We start from the raw sequence: 16572 nt of genomic DNA, 5'->3' as shown, positions 1-16572 counted from the left end.
TCAGCTCTTGTACGCCTTGGCCGCGTCGGACTCCAGCTTCGCTTGAGTCCCGGCGATGTCCTTCGGGTTCTTCAGGAAGTCCTGGAGGGTCTTCCACTCGCCCTTCCCGGGCGTTCCGCCGAACGACTGCGGAGCCTGGTCGGACATGTCGAACCGGACCGCGTCACCCGCCGCCACCAGTGCCTTCGCCATGGTGCGCTGCACCTCGTTCGGGTACGCGGCATCGTCCAGGGCCTTGTTGGGCGAGATGAAGCCGCCCTGCTCGGCCATGATCTTCGCGGCGTCGGTCGAGGCCAGCCAGGTCAGCAGGGCCTGCGCGCCCTTGCCGTCCTTCAGGGCCACCGCCGCGTCGCCGCCCGTCACGACGGGGGACTCGGCGCCGACCGCCGGGAACGGGAACACCTTGGCGTCCGTCCCGATCTTCGCCTTCGTCTGTGCGATGTTGACGGCCACGAAGTCTCCCTCGTAGACCATCGCGGCCTTGGGCTGGTCACCGCCGGTGAAGGTCTGGGTGACCGATGCCGGGAACTCCGTCTGCAGCGCGCCGTCGGCGCCGCCCGCGATCAGTGACGGCTTGCCGAAGAGCTGCGCGAGCGTGGTCAGCGCGTCCTTGACGGACGGGTCCGTCCACTTGATCTTGTGCTGGGCCAGCTGGTCGTACTTCTCCGGGCCCGCCTGGGAGAGATAGATGTTCTCGAACCAGTCGGTGAGGGTCCAGCCGTCCGCACCGCCGACCGAGACCGGGGTGACACCCGAGGCGGAGACCGTCTCCGCCGTCGCCAGGAAGTCCTTCCAGGTCTTCGGCTCGGACGCGCCCGCGTTCTCGAACGCCTTGGCGTTGTACCAGATCAGGGACTTGTTGGCGGCCTTGAAGTAGACGCCGTACTGGGTGCCGTCCACCGCGCCGAGGTCCTGCCAGACCTGCGAGTAGTTCTTGGTCAGCTGGGCCTTGGCCTCGGGGCCGACCGGCTTGGCCCACTTCTTCTGCGCGGCCTGCTGGATCGCGCCGACCTGCGGGATCATCGCGACGTCCGGCGGCTGACCTCCCGCGATCTTCGTACCGAGGAAGTTGACGATCGGGTCCTGCGCCGGGACGAAGGTGACCGTCGCCCCCGTGCGCTTCTCGAACTCCTTGAGGACCTTGACGAAGTTGGCCTGTTCGGCTCCGGTCCAGACCGCCGCGACCGAGAGCTTCTCGCCGTCCAGCTTCGGCAGGGCGACGCCCGACGGGCTCCCCTTGCCGTTCCCGGAGCTCTTTTCCGGCTTGCCCTTTCCACTGCCGCCGTCGTCACTGCAACCGGTGAGGGCCAATGCGCCGATGGCGCTGAACACCACGGCCGCCCTGCTGATCCGAAGGGTTGTGCGCATAGCTTCCCCGTCTCTCACATCGTCGTGTGCGCACAGTCCTACGCCCGGTGCACGGGCGCCGCAATACCGTTTCCTGCGTCAACTCCTTGATCGTAATGGGCTCGTGACGTGATGTCAGTGCATGTACGGACCAGGCATACCTCAGGAGCGGACGGGCCCGAACGGGGCTATCGGCTCCGCTTCGACGGACCGGGCCGCCCGCTCCAGCGCACTGGCGAGCAGTGCCAGGTCCGTCGGGCCGTTGCCCAGCTCCCGGACCGGACGCCGGGTGGGCGGATCGCCCATCCGTTCCCACTCCAGCGGCACGACGGTGGGGCGCAGCGTCGCCGTACGCGGAATGCGTCCCGTCACCCTGCCGCCCTGGAACGGCGTCACCCGCCCGTCCGGATGGCCGAGCCGGCCACGGCCGGGCGCCGGGTCCTCCGGCGAGGGCGGGACGACCGGCGTGTCCAGCACGATGCGCAGCCGGGCCCCGTGGGCCAGGTCCGTGTCCTCCGTACGGTCCGGGCGGGCGGATGTCGCGACCAGGTGGACGCCGAGCCGGCCGCCCTCCCGGGCCACGGCCTCCAGGGCCCGCACGATCGAACCGGCGGCCGGCCGGCCGGGGCTGCCGAGCGCCGGGGCGACCAGCGCGTCGAAGTCGTCGACCAGGACGACGAGCCGGGGCAGCGGGGAAGGCCCGGGGCCCACGGACCGCGCCGCCGCGGGCCGCAGCCGGAGCGTCCCGCTCATCGGCGAGTCCACGTCGCCCCGCTGCTCCGCGGCCGTCGGCGGACGCTGACCGGCCATCCGCTGCGCCCCCTCGTTGCGGTGGTGCCACTCGGTGAAGTCGGACGAGCCGAGCAGTTCGGCCCGCCGCTTCAGCTCACCGGCCAGCGCCTGCGCGAACTCGCGCATCCGCACCGGATCGGACGCCACGAGGTGCGCGAACGCGTGCGGGAGTTCGGCGCACGGGCCGAGGCTCTCGCCGCGCTCGCCCCCGGCGCCGTCGACCAGCAGTATGCCCAGCAGGTCGGGTCGGGCGGCCGCGGCCAGTGAGGCGGCGACGGCCCGCAACAGCTCCGTACGTCCGCTGCCGGGCGGCCCCTCGATGAGGAGATGGGGGCCCTCCTCCGCCAGGTCCACACTGACCGGGCCCCGGGGCCCGGCCCCGAGCACCACGACAGGTCGCCCGGCGGCCACGGCGGCGGTGCCCTCGGCGGGGGCGGCGGCGGGCGTGCCCGTGCCGGTGTCCGCGGCCACGGCGGCACGTCCGGTCGCCGCCGCGCCCTCGGCGCTCCGCGCCGCGATCCGGGGCGTGTCGCCGCCGCGCGGTCCGCTCACCCGGTTCGGGGTGCGCCCGGACCCGGCGGAAGGGAGACCGTCGGCCCCCTGGACATCGCCACCGCCCCGGAACTCCGACCCGGGAACGGTGCGGGAGCCCGGGGTGTCTCCGGGCGAGCCGCCGTAGTGCCCGCCGACCCGGGGGGCGGCGGCGCCGGGGTACGGGGTGCGCCCGGAGCCACGGGTGTCGTGGGCGTCGTCGCGCGCGAGGCCGTGGACCGGGGTGCCGACGTGCGTGGCGGTCTCGCTGCCGGGATACAGGGTGCGGCCCGAACCGGGGACGTATCCGCCCACGCCGTCCGGTGCCGAGCGCTGGGCGCCCACGCGGGGGGTCGCGCCGCGCGGGTGTTCCGTACGGCCCGAACCGCGGGCGTCCGCGTCCGTACCGCCGCCGGCCGCACCTCCCGGCCCGCCCGTCCAGCGGCCCGAGCCACGGACCGTGGCGCCGGGCTGGTCGTCCGCGGTGGAGGCCCAGCGGGCCATCAGAGAGGCCGGGGTGGCGCGCGCCAGGCCGAGCTCGTCCAGCAGCCGGGCGGTCGGCGGGAGCGCGACCGACGCGGGCCGGCCGTGGGCCGTGGCCGAACCCTCCGTGCGCAGCGGGGCCAGCGCCCGGCCGAACCGATCGGCCCAGTGCGCCGACACCGCGTCCACCGCGGCGACGGTGCCACGGCCCGCGGCCCGGCCGTCCGCGGTGCGCAGCAGTCGCAGGGCCGTCGCCACATCGCCGCTCAGCATCGCCACCGCCCCGCATTCGCGGAACGCGATCGAGGCGTGGCAGGCGGCCTCGTACGTCGCCGCGACCGGTGAGGTGGGCGTGGCGGCCGGGGTCTCCGCCAGACAGATCAGATGGATTCCGGCGGCCGAGCCCGCGGCGGCCAGCCGGGCGGTGGTCTCGCGCAGCGCCGCCGAACCGGGGTCGCCGTCGACGATCACCACGGTGTAGGAACCGGTGTACCGCTCGGCGGCCTCGGCGACCGTGCTCCGGTCCAGACTCGCCCAGCCGGGCCCGAGCGGCCCCTCGTCAAGCCGGCGCACCAGCTCCGTCGTACGGGCGACGGCCTGCTCGCGGTCGTACGCGAGGAGCAGTCGGCAGTCCTGGCCGTGCATCGGCCGCAGATGGGGCAGCCAGCCGAGCCAGGCCCACTCGCGCCTGCGCTCGTCCGTGCCGCGCGCGCGGTCCGTGCTGATCAGCACGATCTCCAGGTCGGCGGGGGAGTGCAGCGCGGCGAGCTGCGCCACCGTCGAACGGGCGAGTCCGGCCAGCCGCGTACGCGGCCCGGCGAGCCCGAGGGAACCGGCCTCCCGCAGCCCCACGGTCACCGGCACGGCGGGCAGCTCGGCGCGGTCCGTCGTGCCCAGGCGCACCACGAGCGCCTCCGGGTGCGCGGTGCCGCGCTCCCAGAGCCGGGGGCCGGGGCCGAGCGCGGTCAGCAGCACGGCCGCGGGGTCGGGCCAGCTGCTCGACGCGGCGGACCCCGGGGGCGTCATGGGGCCGTCGGACGGGTACGGCGGCCCGGTCTCCCCCGTCCCGTCGGGTGTCGCCTCATGGACCGGCTCGCCCTTGTTGCCCGCGAGTCTGCGCGCCCAGGCGCCTATCCCGCCCCGCCGGGGCGACTCCTCGTCCGTGGACCGGGGGGAGCGCTCGGCGGGGGACCGGCGGCGGGTGTCGGTGTGCCCGCCGTCGCCGCTTCCGTACGCGTGAGGGTCGTCGGTCCCTTCCTGAGGGGCGGGCCCGGAGCCGGGGGAGACGGCCTGGGCGTACGCATGGCCGGAACCGTACGCCTTGCCACCGGCCGCGCCCGTTGTGCCGGACACCCGCAGATGTCCCTCGCCGTCCGGGGCCGTCGCCAGCGTCGGCGTGCGGGCGCCGGAGGTCAGCCGGAGCGTCGACTCGCCGAGCCGCAGCAGCGCGCCGGGATCCAGGCGCACCGGGCGGTCGCGGACCTCCGTGCCGTCGAGCAGGGTGCCGTTGGTGGAGCCCAGGTCCGCGACCGAGACCAGACCGTCCGCCGAGACCGTCACCGCGCAGTGCAGCCTGGACACGTCGGGGTCGTCGAGCGGGACGTCCGCGTCGGCGGAGCGGCCGATCCGGATCCGGCCACCGTGCAGCAGGTGGACGCCGCCCGCGTCGGGCCCCGCGATCACGTGCAGCTGCGCCGGAACGGCGTCGTCCGCCGCCTCGTCCTCGCCCGGGACCTGGAGCGAGAGCACCGCTCCGTCGACCAGCGGGGGCTCACCCAGCGCGCACCGCTGCGCGTCCAGCCGCTCACGCCCGGCGAACAGCACCACCGCACCGCTGCCGAGCGAGCCGTCGGGCCCGGAGACCGCCGCCGCCAGGGGGGACGCCACCGTGGCGAGCGCCGTCCCCGACGGGGCGGTGACCAGCACGTCGCAGGCGCGCGCCGGGGTCTGGCCGCTGCGCGGCGCGAGGACGGTCAGCCGGATCTGCATCGCCGTCAGCGGTCCCTTCTGCGCCCGGCGCCGGGCAGGGGAAAGGCCCTGTGATTCCCCCCACCCGACACGGACGCGTCGTCCGGTACAGGTTCGTCACGTGCCGCAGGGCTCCCGACCCCACAGTCCCGTGCTGAAGGCATCCTCGCACCTGCCACTGACAACACGCCCGGGGGTCACCGCTAAGTGATCTTGAAACGTCTGCTGTGCGCCCATAAGTGCCTGCTTGGAAGGTTCACCGCGGCGGCGGAACCGGTACGGGAGGGTGTCCGGAACGCGTCGTACGAGTGTGCGGCAACCATTGGCCCGATGTGAGCGTCTTGTTCCGTGACCGGTCCGGTACCTCTTCGGGAGGCAGCCGGGCCCGGCGGGCGGAGCCGACGACGAACAGCGGGCGGACCGGCTCGACCTCGCGGGCCGCCCCGCGCCGGGCCTGCCGACGGACCGCCGTCCGTCGTGCGTGCCGGGCGCCGCACGGCAGCCCTCCGGGCGGCGACGGCAGTTTGACGACAGGCCCTAGAGTGGGCCGGAACTCCCGGGCCGATCCGGGAGCACCGCAAGCACCACGATCAGCAGGGAGCGCATGACGTGCGGCCGGTAGGCAGCAAGTACCTGCTCGAAGAGCCGCTGGGACGCGGCGCCACGGGCACCGTCTGGCGTGCCCGCCAGCGGGAGACCGCGGGCGCCGAGGCGGCCGTGGCCGGCCAGCCCGGCGAGACCGTGGCGATCAAGGTCCTGAAGGAGGAGCTCGCCAACGACGCGGACATCGTGATGCGGTTCCTGCGCGAGCGCTCCGTGCTGCTCCGGCTCACCCACGAGAACATCGTGCGCACCCGCGACCTGGTCGTCGAGGGCGATCTCCTCGCCCTCGTCATGGATCTGGTCGACGGCCCCGACCTGCACCGCTACCTCCGCGAGAACGGTCCGCTCACCCCGGTCGCCGCCGCGCTGCTCACCGCCCAGATCGCGGACGCGCTCGCCGCCAGCCACGCCGACGGCGTCGTCCACCGCGACCTGAAGCCCGCCAACGTCCTGCTCGACGAGCGCGACGGCGGGATGCGCCCGATGCTCACCGACTTCGGCATCGCGCGGCTGGCCGACTCCCCGGGGCTCACCCGGACCCATGAGTTCGTCGGCACGCCCGCCTATGTGGCGCCCGAGTCCGCAGAGGGCCGCCCGCAGACCTCCGCCGTCGACATCTACGGCGCAGGCATCCTGCTGTACGAGCTGATCACCGGCCGTCCGCCGTTCGCCGGCGGCACCGCCCTCGAAGTCCTGCACCGGCACCTCAGCGAGGAGCCCCGCCGCCCCACCACCGTCCCGGCGCCGCTCTGGACGGTCATCGAGCGCTGCCTGAGCAAGGACCCGGACCGGCGGCCCAGCGCCGAGAACCTGGCCCGCGCGCTGCGCACCGTCGCGGCCGGCATCGGAGTGCAGGCCAGTGCCGCCCAGATCGCGGCGGCCGACGGCGTGGGCGCCCTGCTCGCACCCGACCCGGCGCCCGCGGCCGTTCCGCAGACGCCCGGCGCGGCCGACCCGACGCAGGTGCTGCCGAGCAACGCGGGCTCGTACGATCCGAACGCCGCGACCAGCGTCATGCAGCACGCCCCCGGCCAGGGCTCGGGCGGGCACGCCGACCCGACCTCGGTCCTGCCGCCCGTACCGCCGCGCCCGGACGGCGCTCCGCAGCCCGAGGACCCGCACCCCTGGCAGTCCCAGCTCCGGGCGGCCCGTGACCGCAACGAGCAGACGCAGGTCCAGTACCTCGACCCGAACCAGGACCCGCTGCGCCGCCGCCCCCAGCGGCCCCAGCCGCAGCAACGGCAGCAGCCACCGCAGTACCAGCAGCAGCCGCCGCAGCAGTACCCCCAGCCCCAGCGCCAGCAGTATCAGCCGCAGCCGCAGCCCCAACAGCAGTACCAGCGGCAGCAGTACGCGCCCCCGCAGCAGCCGCCGCCCCAGCAGCCTGCCCCGAGGCAGCCCCGCGAGCCCAGGCAGCGCAGCGCCAACCCGATGAGGATCCCCGGACTCGGCTGTCTCAAGGGCTGCTTGTTCACGCTGGTCCTGCTCTTCGTCGCGGGCTGGCTGATCTGGGAACTGACCCCGCTGCAGGACTGGATCGGCCAGGGCAAGAGCTACTGGCAGGCGATCAGCGACACCGTCTCCACCGTGACCGACTGGGTCTCGAATCTGGGTGGCAGCAGCGGCCCCTGAGCGGCCGACACATCATCAACTCTGTAGCTAAATCGACTTCTGCGGGCCAGTTTCCATCTCATTTCGCCCGCAGAAGTGAGGGTTGGCGCCATCCCGGGCACTCAACACCCCGATCGACGCGTAACTTTGTCGACCGGGGGTCATGAGCGACGGTCCATCGCCAGCCGCTGAGGGAGCAGTCTTGGCACGGAATATCGGCAGCCGGTACACCGCCCACCAGATCCTGGGGCGCGGCAGCGCCGGCACGGTGTGGCTCGGCGAGGGGCCCGAGGGCCCGGTGGCCATCAAGCTGCTCCGCGAGGACCTCGCGTCCGACCAGGAGCTCGTGGGCCGCTTCGTCCAGGAGCGCACCGCGCTGCTCGGCCTGGACCATCCCCATGTCGTCGCCGTCCGCGACCTCGTGGTGGACGGCAACGACCTGGCACTGGTCATGAACCTGGTCCGCGGCACGGACCTGCGCACCCGCCTCGACCGGGAACGCCGGCTCGCGCCCGAGGCCGCCGTCGCGATCATCGCGGACGTCGCCGACGGCCTGGCCGCCGCGCACGCGGCCGGAGTGGTCCACCGTGACGTCAAGCCGGAGAACATCCTGCTCGACATGGAGGGCCCGCTCGGCCCCGGCGGCTCGCACCCCGCGCTGCTCACCGACTTCGGCGTGGCCAAACTGATCGACACTCCGCGCCGCACCAAGGCCAGCAAGATCATCGGCACGCCGGACTATCTGGCCCCCGAGATAGTCGAGGGCCTCCCGCCCCGCGCCGCCGTAGACATCTACGCCCTCGCCACGGTCCTGTACGAACTCCTCGCCGGCTTCACGCCGTTCGGCGGCGGACACCCCGGCGCGGTCCTGCGCCGCCACGTCACGGAGACGGTCGTCCCGCTCCCGGGCATCCCCGAGGAGCTCTGGCAGCTCCTGGTCCAGTGCCTGGCCAAGGCCCCGGCCTCCCGGCTGCGCGCCTCCGAGCTGGCGGCCCGGCTGCGCGAGCAGCTCCCGCAGCTGGCCGGCATCCCGCCGCTGGACGTGGACGAGCCGGACGCCGAACCGGAGCCCCGGACGTACGACGAGCAGCAGTACACCCCCGCGCCCGAGGAACCCCGCCGCCGCGGCGCGGTCCCGCTGGTCCCCGGCTCGTCCACCGACTCCAACCGCGACACCCACACGAGCATGCGCGTACCGGCCCCCGACGAACTCTCCGGCGGCCCCCGGGGCACGGCCAGGGCCCCGCGCGCCCCGGGCAGGCCCCGCCCCGGCTCGGCCCGCAACAAGTCCGCGGCGGTCCGCAAGCGCCGTCTGACGCTGGGCGCCGCGGCGCTGGTGCTGGTGGTGGCCCTCGGCGTGGGTGGGTGGCTGGCGCTGGGCGGCGACGGGACGGACGCACCCGCGCAGGACACGAAGAGCTCGGCGCCGGGAACACCCTGACCGGAACGCCCCCGTGGGGCGGTTCCCGACGGCTTCCGGGGCCGGGCGCCCCCTCGGCAGCCCTCGGCGGCAGGGGTCGCGAAGGCGCCGCGCGCCCGGTCACCGAGTCGTGATCATGCGGCCCGAGGAATGTCCGCGCCGACAGCCGTTACGCTGGACCCGTGGCAGTCGTCGATATTTCCGAAGAGCTGAAGTCCCTCTCCTCGACCATGGGGTCGATCGAGGCCGTCCTGGACCTGGATGCGCTGAGGGCGGACATCGCCGCGCTTGAGGAGCAGGCGGCCGCGCCCTCCCTCTGGGACGACCCGGAGGCGGCGCAGAAAATCACCAGCAAGCTTTCGCACCTCCAGGCCGAGGTCCGCAAGACCGAGGCCCTCCGCGGCCGCATCGACGATCTTGAGGTCCTCTTCGAGCTCGCCCAGGACGAGGGCGACGCCGATGCCCTGGCCGAGGCCGAGTCCGAGCTGGGGTCCGTCAAGAAGGCGCTGGACGAGATGGAGGTCCGTACGCTCCTCTCCGGCGAGTACGACGCCCGGGAGGCCCTGGTCAACATCCGGGCCGAGGCCGGCGGCGTCGATGCCGCCGACTTCGCCGAGAAGCTCCAGCGCATGTACGTCCGCTGGGCCGAGCGGCACGGCTACAAGACCGAGGTCTACGAGACGTCGTACGCGGAAGAGGCCGGCATCAAGTCGACCACCTTCGCCGTCCAGGTGCCGTACGCCTACGGCACGCTCTCCGTCGAGCAAGGCACCCACCGGCTCGTCCGGATCTCGCCCTTCGACAACCAGGGCCGTCGCCAGACGTCCTTCGCGGGTGTCGAGGTGCTGCCCGTGGTCGAGCAGACCGACCACATCGAGATCGACGAGTCCGAGCTCCGCGTCGACGTGTACCGCTCGTCGGGTCCCGGCGGTCAGGGCGTCAACACCACGGACTCCGCGGTGCGCCTGACCCACCTCCCGACCGGCATCGTCGTCTCCTGTCAGAACGAGCGCTCGCAGATCCAGAACAAGGCGTCCGCGATGAACGTCCTCCAGGCGAAGCTCCTTGAGCGCCGCCGCCAGGAGGAGCAGGCCAAGATGGACGCCCTCAAGGGCGACGGCGGCAACTCCTGGGGCAACCAGATGCGCTCGTACGTCCTGCACCCGTACCAGATGGTCAAGGACCTGCGTACGGAGTTCGAGATGGGCAACCCGGAAGCAGTCTTCAACGGCGAGATCGACGGCTTCCTGGAGGCGGGCATCCGCTGGCGCAAGCAGCGGGAGAAGTAGGCGGGCCGCAGGGGCCTGTTCCTGTCCTCTGCACCTTGCTTCTGTTTCTTGCGGCGGTGCCGGAATCCCCACGGGGTTCCGGCACCGCCGTTTTCATTGGGGGCGGTGTGGAGCGGCTCCGAAAGGGAGTTGGGCCTCCGAGTTGCGCAGACGCCGTGGCGAGTGCGTCACAGTCGTGATTCTGAATGACGGTCAACTGCGAGCAAACCGTTTCACATTGCCCGGAACGGCCTTGACGTAGTCCTTAACTCTGGACAGGGTGCTAGGGCAGCATGCGTATGTCTGGGACGGGTGTGAACGGGGGCGGGCGGCATGGCCACGACTCGATGTGGCGCCGTTCGGAGCGAACCCCGCAGAGCCGGGGCCCGCATATGGCTGCTCCACTGACGAGAACAGCTACTGGGGGTAGCAGCAGATGACCAAGAAGACGCGAGTACGCGTCGCGCGGATAGCCGCGGGTGCGGTGATCGCCGCGGGCGCCTCGCTCACCGCTGCCGGTGTGGCATCGGCCGTCGGCGTCGATGTCAACGTTGCCGGGCTGTCGGCCAACGCTCACGTCGACGACACCGGTCTGGGGATCGACGCCGGCCTCACCGGGCCGTCGGGCGAGTCCCAGGGTGGCACCGAGGGCGGCGACCCGGGCGGTGTCGACCAGGGCGGCACCACGCAGGGTGGCGACCAGGGTGGTGCCGGTGACCAGGGTGGTGCGGGCGACCAGGGTGGTGCCGGTGACCAGGGTGGTGCGGGCGACCAGGGTGGTGCGGGCGACCAGGGTGGTGCCGGTGACCAGGGTGGCGCGGGCGACCAGGGTGGTGCCGGTGACCAGGGTGGTGCCGGTGACCAGGGTGGCGCGGGCGACCAGGGTGGTGCCGGTGACCAGGGTGGCGCGGGCGACCAGGGTGGCGCGGGCGACCAGGGTGGCGCGGGCGACCAGGGTGGCGCGGGCGACCAGGGTGGCGCGGGTCACCAGGGTGGCACCTCCGGCAACGGTGGCACCTCCGGCAACGGTGGCACCTCCGGCAACGGTGGTACCACCGGTAACGCCTCTTCCGGCACCACCGGTGGCGACGCCGACACCTGCACCGTGGACCTCGACGGTGCGAAGTGCGCGGACAACACCACCCCCGACTCGGCGGGCAACCAGCCGGTCGAGCAGGGCAAGGGCAAGGACGAGCTCGCCGAGACCGGTGCCGCCGAGACCACGTTCCTGCTGGTCGGCGCCGCGACGATGATTGCCGGAGGCATCGGCTTCCGGATCCTGCCGCGCCTGATGAACGGCCGTACGGTCGCCTAGGGACTTTCGTTCGGATCAGGCCGGAGCCCGGCAAGATCCGAACGAGAGGCCCTGAGGGCCACCTGCGGCACATGTACGCACAGAGGGGCCCGGGACGCCTGTCGGCATCCCGGGCCCCTCCGCGTACACGTACACGCTTGCGCAGACGGACGGACGGCCTCGGCTGCGCGGTCCGGTGCTACACCGTCTGGTGCGCCAGCAGCGCCAGCGCCCCCAGCAGCACCACCAGCAGGGCCACCAGCGTCACGGGGCTCAGCCCGGCGAAGATTCCCTGTCCCTGTTCCCGCTGCAGCCGCTCACGGCTGGCCCGGCACACGGGGCAGCGGCCCTCGTTCACAGGCGCCGCGCAGTTTGCGCACACCAGTCGGTCGTAGGTCATGCGCTTTCCTCCTCCCGCGCGGCGGAGCCGCATATGCCTTCTCTCCGCACAACGCTCATGGAAACGCAACCGTTCCCCTCCCACTGTGCCAGCTCGCGTGGTTTTCGGCGCGGCCCGCCGGACATCGCCCGATCCGTAGGGCTTCGGCCCCGCTGTCGACCGGTGCCGTTCCGCCATAAAACGCCCATCCTTGGATGCGCGCCTGCACGCCTCAGCCCGGTTCGCGTATGGTCACGCACACCTACTCCCGGCCGACCGTGGTGCATCCGTGATCCGATTCGACAACGTCTCCAAGACCTACCCGAAGCAGAGCCGTCCCGCTCTACGGGATGTGTCTCTCGATATCGAGAAGGGCGAGTTCGTCTTCTTGGTGGGCTCCTCCGGCTCCGGCAAGTCCACCTTCATGCGACTCATCCTCCGTGAAGAGCGCGCCAGTCAGGGCATGGTCCATGTCCTGGGCAAGGACCTCGCGCGCATGTCCAACTGGAAGGTGCCGCACATGCGCCGCCAGCTGGGCACGGTGTTCCAGGACTTCCGGCTCCTCCCCAACAAGACCGTTGCGGAGAACGTGGCGTTCGCGCAGGAGGTCATCGGCAAGCCGCGCGGTGAGATCCGCAAGGCGGTGCCGCAGGTTCTCGACCTGGTCGGCCTCGGCGGCAAGGAGGACCGGAGGCCCGGCGAGCTCTCCGGTGGTGAGCAGCAGCGAGTGGCGATCGCGCGGGCGTTCGTGAACCGCCCCATGCTGTTGATCGCGGACGAGCCGACCGGCAACCTCGACCCGCAGACCTCCGTGGGCATCATGAAGCTGCTGGACCGGATCAACCGGACCGGCACCACCGTGATCATGGCGACCCACGACCAGAACATCGTCGACCAGATGCGCAAGCGCGTCATCGAGCTGGAGCAGGGCCGTCTCGTTCGCGACCAGGCCCGCGGCGTCTACGGCTACCAGCACTGAGCACCAAGCACTGAAAGGACGCCATGCGCGCCCAGTTCGTCCTGTCGGAGATCGGCGTCGGCCTCCGTCGCAACCTCACGATGACCTTCGCCGTCGTCGTCTCCGTCGCCCTCTCGCTTGCCCTGTTCGGCGGCGCGCTGCTCATGCGCGAGCAGGTCAGCACGATGAAGGACTACTGGTACGACAAGGTCAACGTCTCGATCTTCCTCTGCAGCAAGAGTGATGTGACCTCCACACCCAAGTGCGCCAAGGGTGCCGTCACCGCGGAGCAGAAGAAGGAGATCGAGACCGATCTCGGCAAGATGGACGTCGTCCAGACGGTCACGTACGAGTCGGCCGACCAGGCGTACAAGCACTATCAGCAGCAGTTCGGCGACTCGCCCATGGCGAGCAACATCACGCCGGACCAGATGCAGGAGTCGTTCCGGGTCAAGCTCCACGACCCGAAGAAGTACAAGGTCGTCGCCACCGCCTTCGCCGGCCGTGACGGGGTGCAGTCCGTCCAGGACCAGAGATCCATCCTGGACAACCTCTTCCAGCTGATGAACGGCATGAACGTGGCCGCCCTCTTCGTGATGGCGCTGATGCTGGTCATCGCGCTGATGCTGATCGTGAACACCGTCCGGGTGTCCGCGTTCAGCCGACGGCGTGAAACCGGCATCATGCGGCTCGTCGGCGCCTCCGGCTTCTACATCCAGATGCCGTTCATCATGGAGGCCGCGTTCGCCGGCCTCATCGGCGGTGTGCTCGCCTGCGTGATGCTGCTGGCCGGCCGGTACTTCCTGATCGACGGTGGCCTGGCGCTGCAGAGCAAGCTGAATCTGATCGACTTCATCGGCTGGGACGCGGTCTTCACCAAGCTGCCCCTGGTTCTGGCGATCGGTCTGCTGATGCCCGCCGTTGCCGCTCTCTTCGCGCTCCGCAAGTACCTGAAGGTGTGACAAGCGCCCCTGCGGCGCACGGCCAACCGGCCGTGCGCCGCAGGGGCGTTGTCCTACACTCGACGCCATGTCGGGTCCCACGCAGTGTTTCGGGCCCCGCGGTGTGCGCCGCGGGGCGGCCCTGACCTTGGTCTTCGCGAGCGTGCTGGCCACCGCGGCGGCCACCGGCTCGCTGCCGCGCGGCGGCGCGAAGTCCCCGGAGCCGGCGACCCGTTCCGTCGCCGCCACCCTCGACGGCGACGAGGTGGCCGCCGCCGCCGCACGGGCCGTGGCCGACGGCAAGTCCGGCAAGGAAGCGGCCGAGGAAGTCGTCAGCCGCAGCGGCGACCGCTGGGGCGCGGTCTACGACGAGCAGCAGTACGAGGAGTTCGAGCAGGCCCTCGACGGCTCGTACACCGGCGTCGGGATCTCCGCCGAGCGCTCCGCCGACGGACTGGTCGAGGTGGCCAGGGTGCAGCCCGGCGGCCCTGCCGAGCGGGCCGGCATCGAGCCGGGCGACCTGCTCCGTACCGTCGACGGCCGCCGGGTCGACAGGCGCCCTGTCTCCGAGGTCGTCGCCCTGCTGCGCGGAGACCGTACGGAGGCGGCCGTCGGCACCACCGTCGCGTTGGAGGTCCAGCGGGGCGCCGCGCTGCGGACCGAGACGTTGCGCCGGGCCGAACTCACCACCGAGGCCGTCACCGTGCGGCGTATCGGACCCGACCGTTCCGATTCCTCCGCAGCTGTGCTGATCGAGGTCGACTCGTTCACCAGGGGCTCGGGCTCGAAGGTCCGCGACGCGGTCCGGGACGCACCGGCGCGCGCCGGGGTGCTCCTCGATCTCCGAGGCAACTCCGGCGGCCTGGTCACCGAGGCCGTCACCGCCGCCTCCGCGTTCCTGGACGGCGGCCTGGTCGCCACGTACGACGTACACGGCGAGCAGCGCGCGCTCTACGCGCAGCCGGGCGGCGACACCGTCCGCCCGCTCGTCGTCCTCGTCGACGGCGGCACGATGAGCGCGGCCGAGCTCCTCACCGGCGCGCTCCAGGACCGGGGCCGCGCCGTCACCGTCGGATCGCGCACCTTCGGCAAGGGATCGGTCCAGATGCCCAGCAAGCTCCCGGGCGGTTCGGTGGCCGAGCTGACCGTGGGCCACTACCGCACCCCGGCGGGCCGTGGGGTCGACGGCCGCGGCATCACCCCGGACCTCGCGGTCGGCTCCGGGGCCGAGCGGCGGGCCGAGACGGTATTGAGTGGCCTCGGGGGTGGGTCGTAGTGCGAAAATGGCCGCACTATGGCTAAGGAAAAGGACACGGGGCGCAAGCTCATCGCGCAGAACAAGAAGGCGCGGCACGACTACCACATCCTCGACACCTACGAGTGCGGTCTCGTACTCATGGGTACCGAGGTCAAGTCGCTGCGGCTGGGGCGGGCCTCCCTGGTGGACGGCTTCGTCCAGATCGACAGGGGCGAGGCATGGCTGCACAACATCCACGTCCCGGAGTACGTGCAGGGGACCTGGACCAACCACTCGGCCAAGCGGAAGCGCAAGCTACTGATGCACCGGGCCGAGATCGACAAGCTGGAGTCGAAGTCGGGCGAGACGGGCCACACGATCGTGCCGCTCGCGCTGTACTTCAAGGACGGCCGGGTCAAGGTCGAGATCGCTCTGGCGAAGGGAAAGAAGGAGTACGACAAGCGGCAGACCCTGCGTGAGAAGCAGGACCTGCGCGAGACCAACCGCGCGGTCTCGGCGGCGCGCCGGCGCCAGCGGAGCGCGTAGCGGCCTTGCCCCGCGGGGTGCGTGGGCGGGTCCGGGAAGCGTGCGGACGGGCCGGCAGGAATAGGCTGGCATCGTCGTGCGTTGGTCACGTACGATGGCACTGCACCTCACAGCGGGTGCGCGTATTGAAAACACCACATGGGGATGATCGGTTTCGACAGCGGATGTCGAAGCAGGGGAAGCGTGTCGAGGAAGCGGCAATGATCTCGTAAACCATATGTCGCAACCAATAATCGCCAACACCAAGCGCGATTCCTTCGCCCTCGCTGCCTAAGTAGCGACTTGCGAAGTGTCAGCCCGGGGGTGATCCCGACCCGGATCCTGGCATCATCAAGGGATCTAAACTTCTAGGCCCGGTCACGGGGCCTGGAAGGAAACCAAACAGTGGCTGGGCCTGTCGGTAGCTTGTTCGCGTGACTACCGGGGCCGAGAAAAGCACAGCGAACTGCACACGGAGAAGCCCTGATTCTGCACCGTTGGACGCGGGTTCGATTCCCGCCATCTCCACAATTCCCATGTGAGCCTCTGCCCCGCGAGACCATTCGCGGGGCAGAGGCTTTTTTCGTGCCCGGCGGGCTCGGCACACGGCCTCGCCGTCGGCTGTCGTACGCGGGCGAGGGCCCCGCTACGGGGCGAGGGCCCCGCTACGGGGCGAGCAGCTTCCGCACGGCGGACGGACCGCTGAACTCCGAGGCGACCGCGTCCATGATGATCTCGTTGCAGACCTGACCGAGCCAATATCCGGACTGGCGCAGCGTTCCGGCCTTCCGGAACCCCGCTCTCGCGTAGGCGTTGACTCCTGCGACGTTGGGGCGAGGACCTTGAGCCACACCATGCGCAGATTCGTCACGTGGAAGGCGTAGTCGAGCGTGAGCCGGGTGGCTTCGCGGCCCAGCCCGCGCCCACGTGCCTCGGGGGCGAGCATGATCACGAACTCGGCCGTCCGTACACCGTGGTCCGGGAGCAGCGTGCTCACCCCGGCCGGCACCGGGTTGCCGCCCGCCAGGTCGTAGACCGTGAACCGGATGTTCTCGCCGCGCGACTGGTGGGCCATGCCCTCGGTCCGCGCTTCCAGCGATTCCGGGCCCTGCCGCCCGTAGCCGACCAGGAGAGAGGGGTCCTGCTCCCACCGCCAGTACGTCTCGACGAGGTCGGGTCGGTAGGGGCCGAGGGCGCAGGTGCCGGTACTGATCC

The 16572-nt window shown here is 71.7% G+C and carries 12 protein-coding genes, 1 other RNA gene and 1 pseudogene; 9 read left to right on the top strand and 5 right to left on the bottom strand.

Annotated features, from left to right (window positions below):
- Together ACZ68L_RS30280 and ACZ68L_RS30275 are read right to left on the bottom strand one after the other, a co-directional pair.
- Positions 1-1368 (bottom strand): ABC transporter substrate-binding protein, encoded by a 1368-nt coding sequence (locus ACZ68L_RS30280; RefSeq protein WP_469582977.1) that lies wholly within the window; start codon positions 1366-1368, stop codon positions 1-3.
- Positions 1369-1509: 141 nt separating this feature from the next.
- Positions 1510-5142, bottom strand: a complete 3633-nt coding sequence (locus ACZ68L_RS30275) for an FtsK/SpoIIIE domain-containing protein (protein WP_469582975.1) — start codon at positions 5140-5142, stop codon at positions 1510-1512.
- A 588-nt stretch (positions 5143-5730) separates the two neighbouring features.
- Between ACZ68L_RS30275 and ACZ68L_RS30270 the strand changes: the two genes are divergently transcribed.
- From ACZ68L_RS30270 to prfB, 3 genes are all read left to right on the top strand, one after another.
- Positions 5731-7356 (top strand): serine/threonine-protein kinase, encoded by a 1626-nt coding sequence (locus ACZ68L_RS30270; protein ID WP_469582972.1) that lies wholly within the window; start codon positions 5731-5733, stop codon positions 7354-7356.
- A 181-nt stretch (positions 7357-7537) separates the two neighbouring features.
- Positions 7538-8776, top strand: coding sequence for a serine/threonine-protein kinase (locus ACZ68L_RS30265; protein WP_469582969.1), 1239 nt, complete (start codon positions 7538-7540; stop codon positions 8774-8776).
- 161 nt (positions 8777-8937) lie between these two features.
- Entirely contained in the window at positions 8938-10044 is a 1107-nt protein-coding gene (prfB, locus tag ACZ68L_RS30260) for a peptide chain release factor 2 (protein WP_469582966.1), read from the top strand.
- Between the two features lie 262 nt (positions 10045-10306).
- Here prfB and ACZ68L_RS30255 read toward each other — a convergent pair whose 3' ends face one another.
- Positions 10307-11011 carry a hypothetical protein gene (locus ACZ68L_RS30255; protein WP_469582963.1) on the bottom strand — a complete coding sequence of 235 codons (705 nt, stop codon included), beginning with the start codon at positions 11009-11011 and terminating at the stop codon, positions 10307-10309.
- Between the two features lie 117 nt (positions 11012-11128).
- On the opposite strand from ACZ68L_RS30255, the gene ACZ68L_RS30250 reads away from it, so the two are divergent.
- Positions 11129-11338, top strand: coding sequence for an LPXTG cell wall anchor domain-containing protein (locus ACZ68L_RS30250; protein ID WP_469582960.1), 210 nt, complete (start codon positions 11129-11131; stop codon positions 11336-11338).
- A 178-nt stretch (positions 11339-11516) separates the two neighbouring features.
- Here the strand turns inward: ACZ68L_RS30250 and ACZ68L_RS30245 are convergent, their stop codons facing one another.
- Positions 11517-11717 (bottom strand): hypothetical protein, encoded by a 201-nt coding sequence (locus tag ACZ68L_RS30245; protein WP_469582956.1) that lies wholly within the window; start codon positions 11715-11717, stop codon positions 11517-11519.
- 268 nt (positions 11718-11985) lie between these two features.
- Here ACZ68L_RS30245 and ftsE point away from each other — a divergent pair, with 268 nt between their 5' ends.
- The 5 genes from ftsE (at position 11986) to ssrA (ending at position 15888) form a co-directional block, all read left to right on the top strand.
- Entirely contained in the window at positions 11986-12675 is a 690-nt protein-coding gene (gene ftsE, locus ACZ68L_RS30240) for a cell division ATP-binding protein FtsE (protein ID WP_361456107.1), read from the top strand.
- Between the two features lie 23 nt (positions 12676-12698).
- Complete coding sequence (gene ftsX / locus ACZ68L_RS30235) at positions 12699-13616, top strand: permease-like cell division protein FtsX (protein ID WP_469582951.1); 918 nt, start codon at positions 12699-12701, stop codon at positions 13614-13616.
- A 67-nt stretch (positions 13617-13683) separates the two neighbouring features.
- Positions 13684-14871, top strand: a complete 1188-nt coding sequence (locus ACZ68L_RS30230; protein WP_469582949.1) for a S41 family peptidase — start codon at positions 13684-13686, stop codon at positions 14869-14871.
- 18 nt (positions 14872-14889) lie between these two features.
- Positions 14890-15378, top strand: coding sequence for an SsrA-binding protein SmpB (gene smpB, locus ACZ68L_RS30225; protein WP_469582946.1), 489 nt, complete (start codon positions 14890-14892; stop codon positions 15376-15378).
- Positions 15379-15518: 140 nt separating this feature from the next.
- Positions 15519-15888, top strand: a transfer-messenger RNA (tmRNA) gene (ssrA, locus tag ACZ68L_RS30220).
- A gap of 134 nt (positions 15889-16022) precedes the next feature.
- On the opposite strand, the pseudogene ACZ68L_RS30215 reads toward ssrA, so the two are convergent.
- Positions 16023-16570, bottom strand: a pseudogene (locus tag ACZ68L_RS30215) (GNAT family N-acetyltransferase).
- Positions 16571-16572 lie beyond the last annotated feature (2 nt).

The sequence above is a fragment of the Streptomyces sp. NPDC104309 genome, from assembly GCF_055584025.1.
Note: the sequence above shows the minus strand (reverse complement) of the source record. Positions and strands in the feature narration are given on the sequence as shown.

What these genes read in the sequence shown, in the direction of transcription:
- ACZ68L_RS30280 (WP_469582977.1), bottom strand. Translation starts at nt 1,368, where the DNA reads ATGCGCACAACCCTTCGGATCAGCAGGGCGGCCGTGGTGTTCAGCGCC.
- ACZ68L_RS30245 (WP_469582956.1), bottom strand. Translation starts at nt 11,717, where the DNA reads ATGACCTACGACCGACTGGTGTGCGCAAACTGCGCGGCGCCTGTGAAC.
- smpB (WP_469582946.1), top strand. Translation starts at nt 14,890, where the DNA reads ATGGCTAAGGAAAAGGACACGGGGCGCAAGCTCATCGCGCAGAACAAG.
- ACZ68L_RS30275 (WP_469582975.1), bottom strand. Translation starts at nt 5,142, where the DNA reads ATGCAGATCCGGCTGACCGTCCTCGCGCCGCGCAGCGGCCAGACCCCG.
- ACZ68L_RS30230 (WP_469582949.1), top strand. Translation starts at nt 13,684, where the DNA reads ATGTCGGGTCCCACGCAGTGTTTCGGGCCCCGCGGTGTGCGCCGCGGG.
- ftsX (WP_469582951.1), top strand. Translation starts at nt 12,699, where the DNA reads ATGCGCGCCCAGTTCGTCCTGTCGGAGATCGGCGTCGGCCTCCGTCGC.